18 protein-coding genes and 1 pseudogene are annotated in these 21,546 nt (G+C 61.3%); 2 read left to right on the plus strand and 17 right to left on the minus strand.

The genetic code is table 11. The annotated features are described in order from the left end of the window. Positions 1–6 precede the first annotated feature (6 nt). Positions 7–1,182, minus strand: a complete 1,176-nt coding sequence (locus AAC645_RS09180; protein WP_340315446.1) for a sensor histidine kinase — start codon at positions 1,180–1,182, stop codon at positions 7–9. A gap of 155 nt (positions 1,183–1,337) precedes the next feature. Between AAC645_RS09180 and AAC645_RS09185 the strand changes: the two genes are divergently transcribed. After that, positions 1,338–3,602, plus strand: a complete 2,265-nt coding sequence (locus tag AAC645_RS09185) for a hypothetical protein (RefSeq protein ID WP_340315447.1) — start codon at positions 1,338–1,340, stop codon at positions 3,600–3,602. A gap of 13 nt (positions 3,603–3,615) precedes the next feature. Here the strand turns inward: AAC645_RS09185 and AAC645_RS09190 are convergent, their stop codons facing one another. The 14 genes from AAC645_RS09190 to AAC645_RS09255 all read right to left on the minus strand — a co-directional run bounded on the left by AAC645_RS09190 (position 3,616) and on the right by AAC645_RS09255 (position 16,750). Beyond that, a complete protein-coding gene (locus AAC645_RS09190; RefSeq protein WP_340315449.1) occupies positions 3,616–4,380 on the minus strand; it encodes a quinoprotein dehydrogenase-associated putative ABC transporter substrate-binding protein in 765 nt (254 codons plus the stop codon). 20 nt (positions 4,381–4,400) lie between these two features. After that, entirely contained in the window at positions 4,401–5,351 is a 951-nt protein-coding gene (locus AAC645_RS09195; RefSeq protein WP_340315450.1) for a PQQ-dependent catabolism-associated beta-propeller protein, read from the minus strand. Beyond that, positions 5,351–5,764 carry a c-type cytochrome gene (locus tag AAC645_RS09200; protein WP_340315452.1) on the minus strand — a complete coding sequence of 138 codons (414 nt, stop codon included), beginning with the start codon at positions 5,762–5,764 and terminating at the stop codon, positions 5,351–5,353. The genes AAC645_RS09195 and AAC645_RS09200 overlap by 1 nt, the downstream gene beginning before the upstream one ends. After that, positions 5,745–6,650 carry a cytochrome c oxidase assembly protein gene (locus tag AAC645_RS09205; protein WP_340315454.1) on the minus strand — a complete coding sequence of 302 codons (906 nt, stop codon included), beginning with the start codon at positions 6,648–6,650 and terminating at the stop codon, positions 5,745–5,747. The genes AAC645_RS09200 and AAC645_RS09205 overlap by 20 nt, the downstream gene beginning before the upstream one ends. Continuing rightward, positions 6,647–6,988 (minus strand): hypothetical protein, encoded by a 342-nt coding sequence (locus AAC645_RS09210; protein ID WP_340315455.1) that lies wholly within the window; start codon positions 6,986–6,988, stop codon positions 6,647–6,649. The genes AAC645_RS09205 and AAC645_RS09210 overlap by 4 nt, the downstream gene beginning before the upstream one ends. Then, entirely contained in the window at positions 6,979–7,587 is a 609-nt protein-coding gene (locus AAC645_RS09215) for a cytochrome c oxidase subunit 3 (RefSeq protein WP_340315456.1), read from the minus strand. The genes AAC645_RS09210 and AAC645_RS09215 overlap by 10 nt, the downstream gene beginning before the upstream one ends. After that, positions 7,584–9,509: a cytochrome c oxidase subunit I gene (gene ctaD, locus AAC645_RS09220; RefSeq protein WP_340315457.1), complete on the minus strand. Its 1,926-nt coding sequence runs from the start codon at positions 9,507–9,509 to the stop codon at positions 7,584–7,586. Before ctaD ends, AAC645_RS09215 begins: the two co-directional genes overlap by 4 nt. Next, on the minus strand, positions 9,506–10,516 hold the full coding sequence (locus AAC645_RS09225; protein WP_340315458.1) for a cytochrome c oxidase subunit II: 1,011 nt from the start codon (positions 10,514–10,516) through the stop codon (positions 9,506–9,508). The genes ctaD and AAC645_RS09225 overlap by 4 nt, the downstream gene beginning before the upstream one ends. Then, positions 10,513–11,079, minus strand: a complete 567-nt coding sequence (locus AAC645_RS09230; RefSeq protein WP_340315459.1) for a c-type cytochrome — start codon at positions 11,077–11,079, stop codon at positions 10,513–10,515. Before AAC645_RS09230 ends, AAC645_RS09225 begins: the two co-directional genes overlap by 4 nt. After that, on the minus strand, positions 11,057–12,862 hold the full coding sequence (locus AAC645_RS09235; RefSeq protein ID WP_340315460.1) for a methanol/ethanol family PQQ-dependent dehydrogenase: 1,806 nt from the start codon (positions 12,860–12,862) through the stop codon (positions 11,057–11,059). Before AAC645_RS09235 ends, AAC645_RS09230 begins: the two co-directional genes overlap by 23 nt. Positions 12,863–13,139: 277 nt before the next feature. After that, a complete protein-coding gene (locus AAC645_RS09240; protein ID WP_340315461.1) occupies positions 13,140–13,541 on the minus strand; it encodes an EthD domain-containing protein in 402 nt (133 codons plus the stop codon). 301 nt (positions 13,542–13,842) lie between these two features. Beyond that, a complete protein-coding gene (locus AAC645_RS09245; RefSeq protein WP_340315462.1) occupies positions 13,843–15,282 on the minus strand; it encodes a phosphotransferase family protein in 1,440 nt (479 codons plus the stop codon). Between the two features lie 15 nt (positions 15,283–15,297). Further along, positions 15,298–16,290, minus strand: a complete 993-nt coding sequence (locus AAC645_RS09250; RefSeq protein WP_340315463.1) for a DUF7065 domain-containing protein — start codon at positions 16,288–16,290, stop codon at positions 15,298–15,300. 178 nt (positions 16,291–16,468) lie between these two features. Continuing rightward, complete coding sequence (locus AAC645_RS09255) at positions 16,469–16,750, minus strand: Rossmann-fold NAD(P)-binding domain-containing protein (RefSeq protein WP_340315464.1); 282 nt, start codon at positions 16,748–16,750, stop codon at positions 16,469–16,471. A 323-nt stretch (positions 16,751–17,073) separates the two neighbouring features. On the opposite strand from AAC645_RS09255, the pseudogene AAC645_RS09260 reads away from it, so the two are divergent. Further along, positions 17,074–17,265: pseudogene (locus AAC645_RS09260) on the plus strand (TetR/AcrR family transcriptional regulator); the annotation flags it as partial. Positions 17,266–18,271: 1,006 nt separating this feature from the next. Here AAC645_RS09260 and AAC645_RS09265 read toward each other — a convergent pair. Continuing rightward, complete coding sequence (locus tag AAC645_RS09265; RefSeq protein WP_340315466.1) at positions 18,272–20,485, minus strand: molybdopterin-containing oxidoreductase family protein; 2,214 nt, start codon at positions 20,483–20,485, stop codon at positions 18,272–18,274. 111 nt (positions 20,486–20,596) lie between these two features. After that, the gene (locus tag AAC645_RS09270; RefSeq protein WP_340315467.1) at positions 20,597–21,379 is read right to left on the minus strand and encodes a tyrosine-protein phosphatase; all 783 of its coding nucleotides are present in this window, start codon (positions 21,377–21,379) and stop codon (positions 20,597–20,599) included. Positions 21,380–21,546: the final 167 nt, after the last annotated feature.

A 21,546-nucleotide genomic window follows, 5' to 3' on the forward strand; every position in this document is an offset into this window, starting at 1 on the left:
GAGCCCCTACCAGGAGCCGTCAATGAACGTGACTCGGGTGGATGTGCCTTCAGCAGAAGTGCGGTGCTCGACCTGACCGGCGATCTGGCGCGCAAGGCCCTGCACGAGCTTCAAGCCGCTGCCGTTGGCCTTGGCCGGATCATATCCTATCCCGTTGTCCCAGACCGTGAGCACCGCCTGTCCATTGCCGATGCCCGCGAAGAGTTCCACGGCGATGCTCCCTGCATCCCTTCCTGCGAAAGCATATTTCAAGCTGTTGGTGACGAGTTCATTGACGATGAGGCCGACCGGCACCGCGCGCTCGGACGGCAGCATGATCTCGTCCGCGTTGACGCTTAGGATCACCTTCTCCTGCTGCCGGACGATGCCGCTGCATAGCGCCTGCAGGTAAGCGGGCATGCTGATGGCGTGGTTTCGCCGGTCCGGCCTCAGCTGATCATTCGCAAGAGCCACCGCCGTGATCCGCTCGGCAATCTGGCTGATAAGCTGCCGGCCCTCCTCGTACGGCGCCTTTCGGCCCTGTGCGGTCACCATGGAGAGGATGAGCTGGAAATAGTTTTTGACGCGGTGCTGCATCTCGCTCAGCCACAGGTTGCGTTGCTGAACCTCGCGCGCGACCAGCTCCAAGGCGCGGCTGTGCTGGTTCTGAGCTTCATGCCGCTGAATCACGCCTGCGACGAGGCGGGAGATCGCAAGCACGAACTCGATGGTGTCTTCGCGAAAATCGCGGCGTTCGTTGCTGTCGACCTCGAGCACGCCCCAGACGGCATTGTCGATCATGATCGGCACGTTCGCCACCGATATGATCCCGTGCGACCTGAGCACCGGCGACGCGACATACTCCGCCGACCCGGTGATATCGTCGATCGCCACGGCTTCTCCGGTCTGGAGGGCCCTGCCGGGCGGCGACGCGAGATCAATCCCGAACGTCACCTTGCCGACCACCCCTTCGCGCCAGCCCACCCCGTTGGTGAGCAGCAGATCGCCTTCCGCCGGCCGATAACGCATGATCTTGGTGTTCGAGACTTCGAGGGCCAGTGCGACCTGCGACACGACATGATCGAGAAAGACATCCAGCGACAGCGATTGCGAAGCGAGCAGGCCCACATCGACGATGATCCGCAGATGCGATCTCAGCTTCTCGGCATCGGCGATGTCCGCGCCAGCAGACTTCCTGGCCATAGCTCTCCCTTCCTTACTGCCCACGCCAACGCGCGAGCGTTGGAATGGATCAACCGCGCCGGATCCTCTAAGATGGGGTGCTGAATCGAGGACCGCATGACTGACTGCTGGAGCTGTCGGGAATCACCCGGGTCCGCGGGGAGCGGCAGCCCGCGATGAGCCATGTCGCCGCCCGCCCGCTCGCACTCGAATGCGATCTCGTCATGAAGGGCGGTGTCACCAGCGGCATCATATATCCGGGCGCCATCGCCGCCATCGCGCGCGATTATCGGCTGCGCGCGATCGGCGGCACATCCGCGGGCGCGATCGGCGCTGCTGCCGCCGCAGCAATGGAGTTCGGTCGACGATCGGGGCGCAATGCCGACGCTCCGGCAATGATGGCGTCGCTGGCATCACGGCTTGGCGCGCCCAGCGACGGACGCCCGCTCCTGCTGCGCCTGTTCGAACCTGATGCTTCGACAGCGCGACTGTTTCGACTGCTGATGCGCATCTCGGAGGCCAGGCGACGGGGCGCCGGGGCGGTCCTTCGCCTGTTCCTGCTGGTGCCGGCGATGGTTGCGCTGCTGGTGGCCGGGGCGACGGTCGGGGTCCTCGTCTGGCGTCTCCCGGAGCCGCGCGCCGCCGCCGGCATCGCCTTGGCGATCGTCTCGCTGCTATGCACCACGGTTGTGCTGACGGCGCTGTTCGCGGCGGCCTATTGGTTGCCGCGGGTGAAGGCCGGTCTGGCGGCAACTGCCAACAACGGATTCGGCTTCTGCTCCGGAATGGCGCGCTATAAAACGCCGGTCCCGCGGTGGCGCTGGCCTTGGCAACGCCGGCCGACCGCGGTGGTGGCGCCGTCACTGTCGGAGTGGCTGCACGAGCAGTTTCAGGCACTCGCCGGCCTCGGCAAGGACGAAATCCTCTGTTTCGGCGACCTGTGGGCGGCGGCGCACCGCCTGACGGGCCGCTCGCGCGAGACGGCGTTCGCGGCCGCGATGGAGCAGGACGCCGCTGACGCCGCGCGCGAACGAGTGGTCCAGGAAGGCGCGACCGCATCGAGCCTCGTGCCGCGTCTCGACGGGATTGCGCGCGACATCGAACTGGCGCTGGTGGCGTCGGACATCAATCGCGCCCAATCGGTGCAATTGCCGTTCATGCGCCGCGAGGATCGGCTCTACGCCAGGATCAGCGATCTGCGGGCGCTGTTTCCCGAAGCTGTCGTGATCTGGATGATAGACCACCGGCGGACCAGCGCAGAGATCGATGCCGAACTCGAGGCGCTGGTCCCCGACGCCGCGGCGCGCGCGGACTTCATCCGACTGCCCCGTCCCCAGGACCTGCCGGTGCTGATCGCCGTGCGCATGTCGCTCAGCTTCCCCTTCCTGTTCCGTGCGGTGCGGCTCTATGTGGTGCGTCGCAACGGCCAGGCGCGGGGGTGTCAGGAACTTGCCGAAATCTGGCTCGCCGATGGCGGAATCACCTCCAATTTCCCGATCCATCTGTTCGACGCTCCCATTCCCGGGCGTCCGACCTTCTGCCTGAACCTGCTCTACCATGACGACGAGCTGGAGCCCGACGACGCCCCCAAGCCGAACGTGCGGAGCGACGACGGCGACCCCGCACAGGAGGATCCGGCCGCACCGGCGGGGGACACCGGCCTGCCCACCATTCCGGCCGAGGGCGGCAGCGCTGAGCCGGACGATCTCGTCTACATGCTGCGCACCAACAGCAGTCGCCTGTCCGCCTATACCCGTTTCACGCCGGGCGCGGCATTCGGGCGGCTGGTCCGCTTCGGCGGCCGTGTCCTGACCACCGCGCGGCAATGGGGCGACAACCAGCTGATCGACATACCCGGCTATCGCGACCGCATCGTCCACATCCGCATGCTGCCAGACGAAGGCGGGTTCAACTTCGACATGGGCAAGGACAGGATCGACCTCCTGCAGGCGCGCGGCGCTCGCGCCGGCACGGTGATCGCAACGCGCTTTCGCCCCGATATCACGGACGATCCGCTCCACCCCGGCGAGCGGCTCGTACTGGGCTGGGCCAATCACCGCTTCGTGCGCTTCCGGTCGTTCCTGGCCGGCCTGGAAGTGGCCGCTTCACGATTTTCGACCACTTGGATCCAGGACCGCAACCGCGCGGAATATCCGTCCAACGATCCGCAGTACATTTATCCAAGCATCGAACAGATGACCGACGGAGCCCGATCCGGCGACACGGCGCTCCCCAGGACCGGCTATCCCTTCCGCAACGCCGAGCAGGCCGACCTCGCCCACGAAATGGTGAAAGCCTGCATGACGCTCCACACGCTCGCCGGCAACCCAGCGTGGCGCGGCATCGACTTCGTCAACGGCCGTGCGACCAGCCCCCGCCCCAAGACCGTGCTCAAGCTGCGCCCGCCGAACGAGACCGATGTGCTCGCGGAGCGGCCTTGAGTGCGCGGTTCTTCTAAGGCGAAGGTAGCGGCACACCGTAGGCCGTCAGGATATTCGTGATCTCAGCCTGATGTGCGGTCAGCCAGTTGTCGAGGCGGCGGCGCAAGGCATAATCGTCCTTTCGCACACCCATCGAGACGTCGAACGCCATTGGAAGGGTCGGCCCATCGAGCCAGGGGGTCACCGGACGTATCGACAGCGCCGTGCTCGCGCGCGCGCCAAAATAACCGGCAACAGGTCCCCAAACATAGGCCAGATCGACTTCGCCCCTGCTCACCGCATCGACGATCGCCGACTGTGGGGCCGCTTCGCCATAATCGCCGTAAACCATATAGCCATGGACATTGTTCGTCAGGCCGCGCTTGGCGAGCGCCATCGCGGGCGGCGTGTTTGCACCATCGTCGCCGATCATCTGGACTCCAAGGGACAGGCTACGCAACAGAGGATCGTCGAAACCCTCGATCTCGATCTTTCGGTCGGCTCGCGTCACGACCATATAGCTTGTCCGATAGTAAGGCCGCGTCGTTGCCAGCATCTCGAGCGTGCTGGCGACGCCGGGGATGACATCGCAGAGCCGGGCATTAAGCGTGTTACGAACATTGCCGCGGCGTTGCGCCCACCAGACATAGTGCACGGTCTCGCCCCAGTCGGCGGCGATGTGCTCGACGATGCGGTTCTCGAATCCCTCGCGGGCCTGGTTCGAGAACGGCAGATTATTGGGGTCCGCGCATACGCGGAGTTCCGCCGCCGCAGGCGTGGCGACAAGCCATAGTATCATTCCCAGCCAACCTGACCACCTCATGGCGCCACGACCACTCCCCATGGTTTGCCCCCGAGTGCGATGGTCCGGGCCGGCCGATTGGCGACCAGGTCGATCTCGGTCAGGTCGCCGCTCAGCCCATTGGCCGCATAGAGCCGGCGGTCATCGGGAGATGGCGCGATCTGCCACGCACGTTGCCCCACCTGGAAGCTGCGAACGATCTTCAGCGATGCGGGATCGACCTCTGCAACAATGTTGCCGCGGCCAAGAGCGACGAAGGCACGGCGTCCGTCGCGCGTGAAGGCAATGCCGACCGGCTGGACGATATCCGCCAGCGCCGCCGTTTCGAAGTCGATTGAGCCCTTGCGCAGATGCGTTGCGACATCGAACAGGGTGACGGTGCCGCGCGCTTCGGACGAAACCCAGAGCGTTTTTCCATCGGGCGTGAAAGCGGCATATCGCGGCCGGGTGTCGACAGGCAGATTGTCGAGCAGCTGGCCACTAGCCCTGTCGATCAGATGCACCATGCTGCTGCTTTCGGAGGTGGCGACCACCAGGGAACCGTCCGGGCTGACCGCCATGCCTTCGGGCTCGACACCTATAGCCACTTCACGGGTCACCTTACGGGACGCCACGTCTATGAACGAAGCGGCGGCGTCATCTTCGTTGGACACGAAGAGTTGCGTCCCGTCGGATGAGACCGCGAACGCCTCGGGATCGGGACCGGACATGATGCGGCCGACCACCTTGCGGGTGGCGACATCGATCATGTCGATGCAATCGTCATCGCTGGCAGCGACATAGAGCGTACGGTGATCGGGGGACATGGCCATGCCACGCGGCCGCTTCCCGACCGCGATGTCGGTGATCCTTCGCCCCGACACGCCATCGATGACATGAACGACGTTGCTGACCTCGTTGGAGATGAACACGGTTTCGGCGGGGGCCGGGAACGCCAGCATCACCGCCAGGAGCGCAAGGCCGCGCATCAATCGAGCGTATAGAGGAACGCGGCGATATCGCGCGCCTGCGCTTCACGAACGCCGAGCGGAGGCATCACCGTCTGCGGATCGATGGCCCGAGGGTTTTCGATCCAGCGGATCAGATTGCCTGGGCGGTTTTCGAGCCGGCCCGCGATGTACACGCGGGTGGCGATGCCGCTCAGCGGCGGACCTACCATCGCATCCGCCTGCGGGACACCGGGGATGCTGTGGCAGGCCCCGCATCCAAACGCGGCCACGAGCGCCTTGCCGTGAGCCGGGTTTCCGCCCGTCAGCAACGACGCTTTTTCGGCGAGCTGCGCACGAGCTTTTGCATAATTGTACAAATAGCCGCCGGCTATCCCGATCAGCAGCAGGGCTGCGAAGCCCAGCAGGACCGCGCTAGAGTACCAGCGTCGCATCTCTGCTCACTCTCCGGCGCAGCCCCTTTTCGAGCAGCCAGAGCGCCGCGCCGGCATGCACCATTCCACCTGGTATCCACATGATCAGCCCGGCAAGCTGCTGATCCTCGGCAGGGCTGAGGCCGAACGGCGTCATGCCCATTGCGGCATATCCCGCGTACCAGGGGCTGGAAGAAAACGTCATCAGCGCTCCCAGGGCTCCGCCGATTAGGGAGGTCGCGAACAGGCACAACGCCGATAGCATATAGCCGCCATGGCTGCGGCGCTGGGTCATCGCCCACCAGAAGAGCAATGCGGTGACGAGGAACGAAAGGTGCTGTGCAACATGCCAACCATCATAGTCCAACGCCCGGTCGAACAAGGCGGGCATGTGCCAGCCGATCATGGCGACGGCCTGAAGCCCCGTCGCCACGATCGGGTTCGTCAGCGCGCGCCAGAGCGGCTTCAGCCAAGTCGTGCGCGTTACCCCGGCGAGCGCCTGCCGGCCCCAAACAGACAGCGCCCACAGCATCACCCCCAGCGGCCGCGACACAGCGAGCAGCAACGCCGCGACCAGCATGATCAGCTCATGCTCGATCATGTGCAGGGTGAAGCTTCGCTCCCCGCCTTCGTGCAGCGGCGACACCACGGCGAACGCGAGCACGGCCCAGCCGGCGAGAAAGCACGCGCCATTGCGAGCGTGCGCCGCCCTGCCTTCGATGGATCTAGCCCGCAGCCGGGCGAACCCTACAGCATAGAGCAGAGCCGTTATCAGCAGGGGCAGCAGGACCTCGGGATCGCTGGTCCACCCTGGGGCCCCGGTCGCGATCGGATGGGCGCCGTCGTGGGCCGAAGCCATGGCCGGCGCGATCATCAGCGCCAGCGCCAGGGAGCCAAGCGGCTTCATCCGAAGCACCGCGGAATGATCAGGCTGGCGACGGTCTGCAATATGATCGCCACCGCGAACAATGCCGCCATTCCGACCCCGAGCGCGGCAACGAACCGACGCCCCGATGGTGGCTCATCACGCCAGACCGGAAGCGACCAGACGGCGCCGATCACCGCGATCGCCAGGCCGATCGCACCGACCACAAGCATCAACACCGGGTGTGCGGCTTCGCAATGATCGAAGGTGAAGTTCGATCCGAACTGGTCGGAGAGCACCCAGCCCAGCCCAGCGCCGATCATCCCGGACCAGGGCTGGAGGTGAGCGCGCGCATGGTGCAAGGCAGGGCTCAGACCCATCGCGGCACCCAGTAGAGCAGGAGGTAGATCGGCAACCAGGCGATCCACACGAAACGCCAGTAGAGCGAGTTTTCGCTGGTATCGACAAAGCGCCGGCCGGTCGGCCCATGGTGCGTGAACATCAGCGCGGTGAGCACGACGGTGTCGATCCAGTCGGTCAGAATATGGGTAGTGTGGAGCAACAGCAGCGCCCAGACGATCGAGCCATAGGCGTTGTCGGTCCAGCGCACATTCAGCTGGTTGAACTCGAACGCGCGGAGGATCAGCAGCACGAGGCCGATCACCATCATCAGCGGAAGCAGCAGCCGCACCCCGGCTATGTCCTCATGCTCGGCAGTCCGTTTCAGCATGGTGTTGGGCAGCTCACTCAGCAGGAGCAGTACTGTGAAGGCGGTGCCCACCCAGGGCGTCGGTGGGACCGCCGGCTCCGGTGGCCAGCTTTGCTGATGTGCCATCAGGAAAAAATAAGCAGCGAACGCCATGGCGAAGCCGGCGCCCTCGATGACCATGAACGCGACGATGCCCCACCAGGTGAGGCTCCGATGCCCATAGGCATGGGTCGGCAGCTCGGCGAGATCCTGGGTAAAGCGCGGCGTCATTCGATCACTGGCTCCTCCGCGGGTTCATGGCTCTTCGGCCAGAACCAGATGATCAGCGCCGCCGCGACCGGGATCGCCCCCCATACAACGGCCCACGGAGTGAAAATCGACGCGATGAACATGATGGTGGTCGCGATGCCGGCGAGCAGCGGCCAGATCGTTGGCTCGGGGGACGGTTCGCGCAGGTCCGGCTCCGCATCGATCGCGCTGGTCAGGAGCGTCTCCCGCTCATCGACGCGCAGCCCACTCACCACCGGGAACGTTTCGCGCGCGTCCCACAGCGGCGTCCGGCTGGAGACCACCGGCAGATGCGCGAAATTATAGGGAGGTGGCGGCGATGAGGTCGCCCATTCGAGACCCGCGGCCTTCCACGGGTTGGACCCCGAAAGCTGGCCGCGCTTCATCGAGACGAGCATATTGGCGAGGTAAAGGATCAGGCTCAACGCGATCACCACGGCGCCGAGCGAGGATAGCATGTTAAGCGCATCCCAGCCGATGCCTGCCGGATAGGTGTAGATCCGGCGCGGCATCCCCATCAGCCCCATCCAGTGCATCGGCATGAAGGTGAGATTGAAGCCCACGAACAGCAGCCCGAAGGCGAGCTTGCCGATGCGCTCCGACATCATCCTGCCGGTAGCTTTCGGGAACCAGTAGGTCACTGCTCCGAGGAGCGGAAACACCGCGCCGCCAATCAGGACATAATGGAAATGCGCCACCACGAAATAACTGTCGTGCAGTTGGAGATCGAGAGGCACACTGGCGACCATCACTCCCGAGAGCCCGCCGATCACAAACGTCACGATAAAGGCAAGCACGTAAAGCATCGGCACGGCGAAGCGCGGCCGGCCGCTCCAGATCGTCGCGATCCAGCAGAATATCTGTACGCCCGCGGGTATCGACACGGTCATGCTCGCCGCCGTGTAAAAGGCGTAGCCGACTCTTGGCAGGCCGGTCGCGAACATGTGGTGGACCCACAGGCCGAAGGCGAGCAGGCTGATCGAGACGAGCGCCAGCACCATGGCAGGATAGGCGAAGACCGGCCGTTGGCAGAAGGTGGCGGTGATCTCGCTGACGAAGCCAGCCGCCGGGAGAAAGATGATATAGACCTCGGGATGGCCGAAGAACCAGAACAGATGCTGCCACAGCAGCGCATCGCCGCCTTCGACCGGATTATAGAATTGCGTGCCGACCAGCCGATCAGCGATCAGCATCGACGAGGCGAGCGTCACCGACGGCATCGAGAATATCACCATCAGCGATGTGACGAGCACCGCCCAGACGAACAACGGAATGCGGTCGAGCCGCATGCCGGGTGCGCGCTGTTTCAGGATCGTCGCGACCAGCTCGACCGAGACGGCGAGCGCCGCGACCTCGGTAAAAGTGATCATCTGCGCCCAGAAGTCGGTCCGCTTGCCCGGCGAATATTCGGGACCCGACAGCGGCACATAGGCGAACCAGCCGACATCAGGACCGATGTTGAGCAGGAAAGCGACCCACAGCATCACGCCGCCGGCGAGGTAAATATAATAGCTGAACGCATTGAGACGCGGAAAGGCGATGTTGCGCGTGCCGAGCATCAGCGGCACCAGGTAGACCGCCATCGCCTCCATCACCGGCACCGCGAACAGGAACATCATCGTCGTCCCGTGCATGGTGAAGATCTGATTGTAGCGATCGGCGGAGATCAGCCCGCTCTCGGGCCTTGCGAGCTGGAGACGGATCAGTGCGGCGAGGATGCCGGCCAGCAGAAAGAATATGAATGCGGTGACGATGTAGCGGCGCCCTATCTCCTTGTGGTCGACGGTGGAGAGCCAACCGATGAGGCCCGGTTCGCGGCTCCACGTCCGCAGCAGGCGCTGGTCGAGCTGGCTGCCCGTCAGATCGCGTCCATCGCGCGGCAAGCCGGGGCTGTGCTGCGTCACGACAGCGTCTCAAGATAGGCGACCAGCGAGTCCAGGTCGTGCTGGCTGAGACTGAGCACCGGCATGTGGTTGCCAGGCTTTATGCCCTGCGGGTCGGCAAGCCAGCCATAGAGGTTCCCGCGCCGCATCGGCAGCGTGCCCGCGGCGATGGAGCGGCGGCTGGCGAAGTGGGTAAGATCTGGCGCAACCTGAGCCGATGCGGTGGTGCCTGCGATGGAATGACACATCGAGCATTGGCGCGTGGTAAAATAGACCTGGCCAGCGACGGCGAGGGGCGTCCGCGGCTCCGCGGCGGGCGCAAGCTGATGCTGCCGCCACGCCGCAAAGGCGGCCGGGCTTTCAACCGTAACGTCGAGCGCCATATGCGCATGCTGCGCTCCGCAAAACTCTGCGCATTGGCTGCGGAACTGACCGACCCTGCGCGGTAGCAGAGCCAAGTCGACATCGCGGCCTGGAATAAGGTCCTGCTTGCCTGCGAGGTTGGGGATCCACAGACTGTGGATGACGTCGTTTGACTTGAGGTTGATTATGGCCGGCCGGCCGGCAGGCAGGTGCAGCTCGTTCGCGGTGCGCAGACGCTCGCTGGGCGCAGCGCCCTGATATTGCACGTCCCACCACCACTGGTTCGCAGTCACATCGATGACCAGCGGCTGCTCGCCCGCGCCCAGCGCCGCCCACGCCCGATCGGTGAAGTAGCTTGCAAAGGTCAGTCCGATCAGGGTCATGCCGGTCAGCCCAACCCAGGCATAGAGCGCTCGCCGCATGGCCGGTTCGTCGCCCTCTCCGGCCGACTTTCCATCGCGTGCCGAGCGCCGCCCGCGCACCGTCGCCGCGATCAGCGCGCCGATCACGAGCAGGTAGAAAAAGGCCGTGACGACAAGAAAGATCGTGAACAGCGAAACGAATCCTGCACCATGCGCGCCGTCCCCGCCCATCGCCGATTGCACCCCGCTACACCCTGCCAGCGGCAGCAGCGCGACGAACGCTGCTCGCGGCGCCGAAGTCACTGGCTGGTGCCGGCGACGCTCGCCGGATCGGAAGGACGGACCGGCTCGCGCTCCTGCAGCGTGGCAGGCTCGGTATTGCTCATTTCGTCGGCGCGGCTCGATACGGCGTCCTTGCGCGCCTGACCTGAAAGCGAGCGCACATAGGCCGCCAGTTCCCACACCTGCGTCTCGGTCAGCTTGCCGCGAAAAGAGGGCATGCCGTTGGGACGCCCTTGCATGATCGTGGCGACGATCTGTTCCATCCGGCCGCCATAGCGCCACTGGTCATCCATCAGCGGCGGTCCCATACCGCCGCCGCCGTGCGCGTGGCAGCCGCTGCAGTTCATCCAGCGGAACAGGCGCGACCCCTCGCTGAGGTGAAAGGCGTTGCTTTCATATTCCTTCGCGCGCGGATCGGCTGCCGACGGCGTTGTCGCGCCAGCATAAAGCGCTGTCGTCTCGATCGGGGTGCCCGCGGTTTCAGGCAACGGGCTCCCCCGGCTGTCGCGCGCCTCGCGATCGCACCCTGCCGCCAGCAGCAGCAGGGGCAGCGCGATCAGCTCAACGGGGCAGCGCAAAGACATAGAGCTCGCCTCCCGCTGTGGTCTTGGATGGCAGATCGCGGACCGCGTTGACGAAACCCAGCGCTGCGGTGGGATCGCGCGCATCGAGCCCGCCGGAGACGATCGCACCGGCCCAGCCACCGACACCGGACAGGACCGCGATATATTGGCGGCCATCGGGCCCCCGATAGCTGATCGGTTGGCCTATGATGCCGGAACCGGTCTTGAACCTCCACAGCAGCTTGCCGTTGATCGCGTCGACGGCCTTGAACCATCCGTCCATGGTTCCGTAGAAGACCAAGTCTCCCGCGGTCGCGAGCGCGCCGCTCCACAGCGGCAGCTCTTCCTTGACCTCCCATGCCGCACGGCGCCGGACCGGATCCCATGCGGTGAATACCCCTCGGTTTCCACCAGGCCCGACATACATCTTCACGTCGGCCCCGACATACGGCGTGCCGGCGATATAGTTCGCCTCGACCGCCCCGAAATCCATACAGAGATTGATGTGCGGAACGTACAGAAGGCGCGTCCTCGGCGACCAGGCGGACGGATTCCAATCCTTGCTGCCGGGCGGCGCCGGGCAGATGCCGCGCACGACCTTGCCCTGTTTCGGCGTCTTGTCGGGGTTCGGCTTCAGGCGCCCGGTCTTGAGGTCGACCCCAAGATAGCCATTCACCGGCCCATATTGATCCGCCGACAGGACTTCGCCAGTAACGCGATCGATGATGTACATATAGCCGTTGCGTTCGGGCCGTACCAGCACGCGCCGCATACGGCCGCGTATCGGCAGATCCAGCAGGATGGATTCGTTGATCGCGTCGTGATCGAACAGGTCGTGCGGACTGAACTGGTAGAACCAGCGCGCCTGACCGGTCGACACGTCGCGGGCGAACATGCCGGCTGTCCATTTGTTGTCGCCAGGCCGCTGGTCGGGATTCCACGGCCCCGGGTTGCCGGTGCCATAATAGATCATCTTCAGCTCGGGATCATAGGAGATCCAGCCCCATGTCGTGCCGCCGCCGATCTTCCAGGCATTGGGCGGCCAGGTCTTGACGCCAAGGTCGGTGCCGCGATCCATGGCATAATGCGGCTTGAAGCTGGGGCCGATCAGCACGTCCTTGTCTGGCCCGGTGCTGTAGGCGCGCCAAGCGATTTTGCCGGAGCCGGCGTCGAGCGCCGTCAGCCACCCCCGCACGCCCATCTCGCCGCCGGAGTTCCCGACCAGCACCTTGCCGTCTGCGACAATCGGCGCCATCGTCATCGTCTGGCCCTTGTTGATGTCTCCGAGGCTGACCTTCCAGATCTCGCGACCGCTGTTCGCATCGATCGCCACCGCATTGTTGTCGAGGGTCACATAGTAGATGCGTCCATCAGAATAGGCCGCGCCCCGGTTGACGACATCGCAGCAGGCGACCCCCTGGGCAGCCGCCACCGGCTTGGGCTTGTAGACCCACTTGGCGGGCGCTCCGGGTTTGGAGAGATCGAGCGCGTAGAGGTAGTTGGGAAAGGGGGTGACGATGTACATCATGTTGCCGACGACGAGCGGCGCAGCCTCATGGCCTTTTGCAATGCCCGTCGAAAAGGTGAAGGCAACCTGAAGCCCACCGACGTTGGCGCGATTGATCTGGGCAAGGCCGCTGAACCGCGTGCTTGCATAATTTTTGGCGGGCATCGTCCACTGCCCGTCGTCGCCCGAAGCGGGCTTCGCTGCTGACAACAGCAGCGGGACCAGCAGCAGCCCCGCAGCCAGTTTGAGGCACTCCGGCAGCCGCCATTCGAATCGAGAAGAGCGTGGAGGATGCAATTTGGTTATTCTCCATCACCGTCTGGAGTGAACCGCAGAGCAACGATCAGCGGGCACCCACGTTCCGCAGCAACGAAAGATCCCCCGACTCCGGCTAATTCGTCGTACTCGCTCCTTGTGAAGTTGCGCGCAAAAATGGGATCAGCAGCGACGGGAATGACCGGAGATCGAGCGGTCAATGGCCGCGACGAGCGCGATTGATGTGCAGCTTAGCGCCGAGGCCGCGGACTGCACTACCAAGCGGGCAATCCAGCGAATTCCGCGCCGCGAGCGCCTTTCACAGCACCGTCGCCACAGACGCCCTCTTATCAGAGATGACGCTGTTAAATTCGTCGACAACGAAAAAACGCAGGTTGTCGCGATCGATGAATTTGGCTTCATCGGCAACGATAATTTCGCGTATCTGCGGCTTTGCCGCTTCTACGCAGAACTTATCGAAGTCCTCCTGGGTGGCAAATGAGGCTTCCGTGATGACGTCATAGTCGGCAGGCCGACCGTCCATAGTCGCTATCTCGCTGCCCGGTTGCACATAGTTGCGCCGGTAATCGGCCTGGTAGGGCAAGATCCGCAAGATCAGCGGGACATGCTTGTTCTCATAATATTCGATGAATTCCTCGAGCGAGAGCCCAGGCTTTCTCCTGAGCAGGCACATGACCTTTACTGCATATTTTGTCGACATGTCCTGTCTCACTTTCCTACCAAGACGATCGGTGGCATGGCAGACACCTTGATACTATTGCGCTGTTAGGCCACCATCCATGGGCAGCGCCGCTCCTGTCACGAAGCTGGCCGCATCGGACGCCAGGAAGGCAAAGACGCTGGTATGAACCAATGTCTTTCCTCCATTAAGCAGCAAAGCCACCCAACATCTTTGGTGGTCAATGCGGTATCAGCCGGAACACTCGCTAAAGGCTCTGCAACTTCCCTCATGTCCGGCCGATCTCGCAACTCGGCGCGCCAAAATGGACTGATGCTCGCTGTTATCCGATCTGCGCCTTCACCCTTTGGGCGAAGGTGTGGATCACCCGCAAACCAATCTCGGCAAGAGCTGGATTTTCGCTTGTCTGATCAAGCCTCGCCAGCGCAATATTACATACGATCAGCAGATTGAAACTCATATATACATCGTAAAAATCGAGCCGATCTTTTGAAATGGGCTTCCCGCCTGCCCTGTAGTAAAATTCCAGGACTTCTTCATAGGACGCGGCTCCGGTAAGGCAAATGATCAGCCAAATGACATCCTGAGCCCGATCGCCTAAGTGGGTCACCTCCCAGTCGAGCACGGCAGTGACCCGCGAATCATCGATCAGGATATTGTGCAGGCCATAATCACCATGAATGAGTGATAGATCGTCATCGCATTCGGGAACGTTCGCCGCAAGCCAGTTAAAGCATCTGGCAATCATAGGCGAAGGGCTGTGCGGAGATGATTCTAGAATTTCTTTCCAGTATTCCAGCTTGTACAGCACGGTGTCGCGCAGAGTTGGTAGCGCGGCCCAATCCGCCAAATGCGACGTTCGAACAAGCGGATTGTTGCGGTCAATCGCGATCGTGTGAATCTTCACGAGTTCACGCGCCAAGTCCTGTAGGACCGCCTCGTCCAGCTGCGCTGAAGCACCGACCGTCGTTCCGAAGACTGCGCCCTTCGCTCGCCTCGATACCACAAAACGCGCGCCCAGTTTCGCGCTATCCAGTTCGACCCATAAGGGCTCGGGAATGCGAACACCTTGCTCATAGGCATAGCGCATTACCGCATATTCATTTTCCGACGATCCACCCGGATGGGCAATAATCGATGCCTGTTCCGCCCGGATAACGAACTCATTGCCGCCAAGCAGCGTCACGTTGGTGGAGAACATGACAGTGAGCTTGGAAAAGCCCCCGAACAGCCGCGTGAAATTCGTCACTTCAAGGGATGGTTCGTCGGGAAACCTCTGGCGCAAATAGGACTGCAGCGTATCGCGGGTCAGTCCCGAGCTGACACCACTGGAGGGGCGAAGCTCGGAGACGCCCGTCCAGTGGCGATACAAGCTCAATTCCCAATCCATGACACGCTTGAAATAGGCCGCCATGGAGGCCTGATCCGGTGAGGACACCATCTCAAGGAAGGAGGTCAGGATGCCCGTCACCTCCTCTGTATGTTTCCCAAGGATCTGGTTACTCACACTCGAATCCAGTTCCGGCAATTTATCTACCAGGCTGGCCTCGCCCAGGCCAAGAGCCACGCCGTCTCGAATCAAAGCGACGCCATCCCGATAATATCTCAGGTAAAAGCTATCATCCTGGCGCAACACCAGTTCGTTCAGCGATACATCGACAGTACGGAGTACCGCCTTGTGCTCTTCCTGTGAAACCGCCGACGCCAGATCAACGATTGCGCGTCTGACGCTAAGCAGGAGTGCACGATCCTTGGGTGCCATGGTATCGCCCGGCTCCTATGCGAAGTTCAGGGTCTTGACCCCTGGATGCCAGCCATCGGCGACCGTTGCACGATCGAACACAGTCGCCCGCGTCGTTCCACCTTGCTGATTGTTGTAGGTTTCGAAGCACCCCACACCGACCCGGTCTCCCCAACGTACAACGCAAGCCGTGTCGAAGCACATGATCCCGTGAATCCAGCTACCCATGCTGGGGAAGATGGGCTCGAAACTAGCCTCCAGAACCTCGCCGGTCTCAAGCGTCAGCCGCGATATGCCACCGCGGTTGGTCGAACCATCGGAATTGATGAAGGCTTTGATATCGACATTCTTCGTCCGGATCGCCTGATCGTCGCGGACCACCCACCCGAAGCTCGTGAACGATTCATCCGCCAGCAGGAAGCTCACCGCTACGAAATGATTATGGGTATCGAACGCCGCGACGGTCCAGCGAAGCGCACGCAAGTCCTCCCAATTTCTGATGCCCCAGCCATGGTCGCGAATGCCGTAGCCATCGACCTCATATCTCGTCCCTTTCACCGTGACGGTGCCGCGCACCCGCACGCCAGTATCGACATGGTGGGTCACAAACTCGCCCAGATGCTTGCCTTCACCCTTGGCATAGCCGTCGATGGCGGGGCCATCTTCGACCACCGTCAGAACCGCGTGCAGATCCTCTTCCTTGACCGTCCACCTGATCTGCCCATCATATTCGTAGCGCAAGCTATCGTCACCGCAGCCAAAGCCATTTTGGAGGCGATCTTCAGGTCGCAAAGGCATATCGACGGCCTTGTGAAACGTTCCGGCTGGCGACCAGATGTTGGTCCAGATCGCGGCCGTCCCACCATCAAAGTTAGGCTCGTGACCGACACGAAGATAGCCACCCACCCCCTGCTTCAGGTCGCCGAAGAAAAGAACGAAGCTTTCCTGCCAATGTTCGTGTGTACCGGGAGCGTGCGGCAGCTCATCCTGGGGAGGATAAACATGCATGCTATTTTCAATCAGGTTCATAACTACTCCTAACAAATTAAAATCCGTTATCCGAAATCTATATGGCTCTCGTCACTACTTCACAGATTATTTGCTGAGATGCCCGAACACGAAACCGGGGAGCCTCAACGCCCCGCGTTCGCTCCGCAGCGGCTTTTGTCAATTGGTGGACTCGGAGAATGTCCGAGCGAAGATGGCATCAAGTTTCTTGTCGGACAGACTGCTGGCCATAGGCGTAGAATTGTTCGGCATCCGCGCCGGGCAGATAACGAGGCTTGGGTCGGGAGGCATCCAGAGCATCGACGATCACCTCTCCGATCCGTTCAGGCGGTGAATAGGCCTCGTGGTAGGCTGCTGTCATCAGCTTATGAAACTGACGATGAAGATTCCTGTAAAGCGCTTCTGCCTCCGGCGTAAGGTTGGCGATGTGTCGTTCCAACTGCCTATGAGGCTGATCGGCGCGTTCGCCGGGGCGATCCACCTCGTCGTCCTGATGTACGCGAAGTAGCAGCTCCGCTTGGCGAACTTCAAGCAGAGCTGCTGGCTGAACGAGGCATCGACGTCAGCCGCGCGACGGCCCGATTCTGATGCCAGCCCTTCGGCCCCATGCTCGCCGCCGAGACCGGAAGGGAAGCGCATCTCACGATCAGCGCAACGCGATCTGCAGACAGAAATCGCACGGACTCTATGCCCGTCAACAATGCGAGCGACCCCTCACTATCTCTTTACAGGTTCCATTTTATGGGCGATTCGATAAGAGCTGCCTGTTTCTTGAAACTCACAGATTGCGGCAAAGAAGGTACTATGGTCCAATCATCAGCAGCGAGTTCGCGACGGGCAGAGCGCGCCAAATCTCGTCAAACTCAGATTCTCGATGCGGCACGTGCATGCGTCATTGTTGATGGATTCCACGGGGCAAGCATTAGCCGAATTTGCGCTGAGGCCTCGATAAGCGTGGGGCACCTCTATAAGATCTTCGAGAGCAAAGAAGCGATCATGATCGCACTCGTTGAGCGGGATTTTGAAGAATTCATGCTCCACGTCACGCACTCGAACGAATTACAGAACCTTGATATCGATGCACTCATAAACCGATATCTGAATGATGTTCCCTGGCTTCTTGACTATGATCGCGCAGCACTCTCACAAGAAGTTCTAGCCGAGGCGGCGCGCAATCCTAGAGTTGCCGAACTGGTTGCACGCGTTGACAGCAGATTTCGCAACGCGATCCGGAAAATTGTGGAGCCAGTATTTGATGGCTTTGCCGAGCAGGACATTGACGGACGTGTCGAGACGCTGCTCGTTATGACCCGAGCCTTAGCACTTCATGCGAGCACCCATCCAGACAGCGATCCTAGAATTATCGCCTCGGGATTCGAAGTAGCGTTGCGGGCGGTGTTGTCTCCCTCGTCGCAACCCGTTGAGACTGAACACGCCGACCTAAACGCCCATCAGGTAAGGCGCCTGGAGGACTTGGAGAGAGAAAATCAGCAGCTTCGCCGAGCGATATCCGATCTAACGCTGGAAAAGCTGGTCCTGCAAGAGGCCGCACGAGCTCGATGAGCTTTGCACTCAGCGACGTGTAGATGAAGCAGCCAGCTTCTGCGGCGATGATCTTCGCCTTGTCAGTCGTGGCAATGATCCCTGCGAGGTCCATGCTCGCAATCTTGCCCGCGTCCCGATCTCGCTTGTCTGTGCCTTAAACGAGGAGCCCGACCAGCGCATGTTCGCGCCGTCTAGGAATTTCTTGAAGACATTGACTGCCAACAACACCGGTTGCCCAACTGAATAATCTTGGCCAAGAGCTCCCGTCTGTTATCTCGATAATATTTTATGGAATACAAGCGATACTTATAGCGCAGAGCAATGCCTCCCCACTTTCTCCAGTTCTCTTCATAGACCTATAATCGAGAATATCCGGCGGCGAGGTGCTCTCCGCACTCGCGGTGACAGGTATGGGCAAGCTGCTCGATCCGATCAGATACGGCTGAAGGTAGCGGGGCTACAGTCCTTTCTTGCGCACGTTCACAGGAATGGCCGACATACGTGGCATGAAGGTGATCGTATCCAGGTTTTGCTCGAGGCTGATAAGCAGCCCAACGTTGGAGCCACCGCGATGGGGTGATGTACCGTCACCCGGTAGCCCACCAAAACCGTGACTCATTGAAACCGCCCCCGGCCTCAGTCGCTCGTCGGGCATGGCAATGCCCGTGATGCTGCCGTGAGCGGACGTGATCTCGATCTCGCCGCCAGAGGGGACATCCAGTGCCGCAAGGTCGTCAGGATGCATGAAGGCGGCATTGAACGGGTGCCGTTTGCGCGTAGCAGGAAGATAGGTCACGGAATTCATGACGTTGCGCATCCGGCGGCAAGTCAGCCGGTGCGTGAATGCGATACCATGATCTACCTTCAGCCCTGCGTTGTCGAACCGTTCAGTCGCGACTTCGGCTATTTCGGCGGCGACATCGTCCGGGAAAACCGCGAAGCGAGAGTCATTGGTTCCAGGCTCGACGAATTGTGGTTCCACCTCGAATATATGCCCGTGCGGATATTTCTTGACCTCCGACAAGGGAACCTGTGCGTCTCGAGTAAGGATGTCGAGCATATCGTCAACGGTCGGCGCCTCTTCCATGTTCAAAGGCACACCAGCAAAATGCATTTGCTTTCCCAGCCGCTTCGTAAGCGCCCAGAAAATATAATGTTCGTCCATGACCGCGGCACCGGCAGGGGGCTTGGCAGGGCCAGCCGAAAACTGGGAGAATGGCTGAAAAAATCTCACGACCTCATAATCGGGAATCGTTGGATATTCGTAATTGATAGTGGGTGGTAAGACATAGTGAGCAAATTGGGCGGTTGTGGTGAAGTGGGGATCAACCACGACAAGAAGTTCGAGCGCCTTGAGCGCTTCGATCACTTTATATGTGTCGGGAAAAGCATTGGCCGGGTTGCCACCAAGGACGAAGAGAGACTTGATATTGCCAGGGCCTGGAGTCAGAATCTCGTCAGGCAGAACCGGCGACATCATTTCTCCGAAGATCATGCCGGCATTGTGGACACGGCTCTTCTTCCCTGTCTCCCAGGGCCGTGAGGGGGGCACGACCTCGGCGCGCATGACCTGTCGGGGCACGAGCACGCCGGGATTGATGATGGGCTCTCCTTCCCGGTAGTAACGGCCGCAGATGACGTTCAGGCATTCATAGAGATGCTCCGCCAGATTGGCATGCGACGCCATATTCGGCCCGGTTCCGGTATAGGCGGCGCCACGTCGAACGTCCTGTGAAAACATTCTCGCTGCAGCGCGCAACTGGTCTGCAGGCACACCAGCGCGCTTCTCAACATAGTCGGGCGTGAACGGATCGACCCCTCTCCGAAGCGCGTCGAGCCCGTCCGCATACTGTGCGCAGAACGCCTTGTCTTCCCAGCCTTCTTCCAGAATAATCCGGATAAGGCCTGAAACCACGGTGGGATCCTCGCCGGGATAAGGCTGCAAAAGGATGTCGGCGTAGTGGCTTGTCTCTGAACGTCGGGGATCAATTACGATCAACTTCATGCCGCGTTCCTTGGCGGCTTTCAGCTCGGCTATAGGATTAACGAAAAGCCCAAAATAGAGAAGATGGCTGGTAACCGGGTTAGAACCCCCAATAAGGAAAACGTCCGAATCCGGAAGGCGGTGCTTTCCCGCGCTCCAGGCCCCCAATCGGAACGGCGTCACCCACTTGGCTGGCTGGTCAATCGTCATGCTGGTAAACAGCAAATGGGAACCGATCGCGTCCAGCCATGAATTCATGATCCGTTGGCTCAGAATGTTCGCTGTAACGCCGGTCCCGGTATAAGCGGCGATTGCTGAAGGCCCGTCGCTATCTAGAAGTTCGCGGACTTTCTCGGCGATCTCATCCAGTGCCTGTTCGGCGCCGATCTGCTGGAACGAACCATCTGGAAGACGCTTCAACGGGTGTAGCAGGCGATCCGGACCCGAATAAAGATCCGTTTGCAGTCCCTTGAAACAGGCGTAGCCTTCAGTCAGCGGGTTCTCACGGTCCGGCGCTATTGAAACAATGCGCCCATTGTCATCGAGTGTGAGCATCGTTCCGCATGCGGCGCTGCAGACTTTGCACGTGGCTGGCACTTTCCGGTGGAGGCTCTGCTCAGCGCTGGGCGCTCTTTTCTCTTGGTTCACGCCGATGCACTCCTCTCTATTGCTTCTCACTACCTTCATTGAGCCAGCGCTATGAGATCACGACTTAATGCCGGCCGCACGCGGCACTTTTATCCTGCATATAATCTGCCAAGTCAGGACCGCCCGGTGCGCCGGCGACAGCCACACGGATCAGACAAGCAGACGATCACGAATTGCGGCTACATCCCTGTCACTCAGGCCAAGCTCATCGCGCACAAACCCTTCGGTCGAGCCGTGACGCTCCTCGAGCGTTTCGAACATGGCAGCCAAGTAGGCCGGGTCCGCGCGCATCATTGGCTCCCAAATATCTGGATCAACCCCAGTGAAGTGCTTACCAAAGGGATCCTTTGCTACCAGTTCGCATCCGCGCGTGAAAAACTGATCAGTAAGCACGTAGTCGGCGACCACCTGCACGCGCTCCACGCCGAGCAGTTCGAGCAACAGAGCTGCCGCGATGCCTGTTCGGTCCTTACCCGCTGCGCAATGAAAGACCAGTGGCAGCGGACCATGCGCGATGCGTAAGAAAAGCTCACGGTAAGAGGGTCTCTGCTCATAGGCCAGCATCCGATAGGACTCGATCACCATGCCGCGTACGGTGCTGGGCGTCGCGTCGGATTTGCGGATCGCTTCGGTCACATCCCCATCGCTCATCTGGTGATCGCGCGACCAGATTTCGTACTTGGCGGCTTCGGGTAGTCGAGAGGGCCTTCGGCTGCGCTCGCTGTTCGAACGCAGATCGCAGATCAGCCTGAGACCCAACCCGTCCAATATGGCATGGTCGCGATCACTCAGTTCGGACATTGTGCCGGAGCGGAAGACGAGACCACGAGCGACATGGCGACCATCCATGGCCGGATAACCGCCAATATCGCGAAAATTATGCCCGCCTTCCATCCGTACGATCCGCTCGAACTCCCTATCTGCTGTAATCATCCAAGATTCTCACTATGCTGAATATCTGACGGTCTTGATCCCGGTCTACTCGCCGCAGCCAGGCAACTCTATCCCGAAACCGGGGAGACGGGCATCTCCGTGGAGAAGGCTGCGATCGAGACGGGAATGTCCTGAACGCTTCCGTGCTTGAAACGCACGACCGGGCT

Source organism: Rhizorhabdus argentea, assembly GCF_037861105.1.
Lineage (GTDB): Bacteria > Pseudomonadota > Alphaproteobacteria > Sphingomonadales > Sphingomonadaceae > Rhizorhabdus > Rhizorhabdus argentea.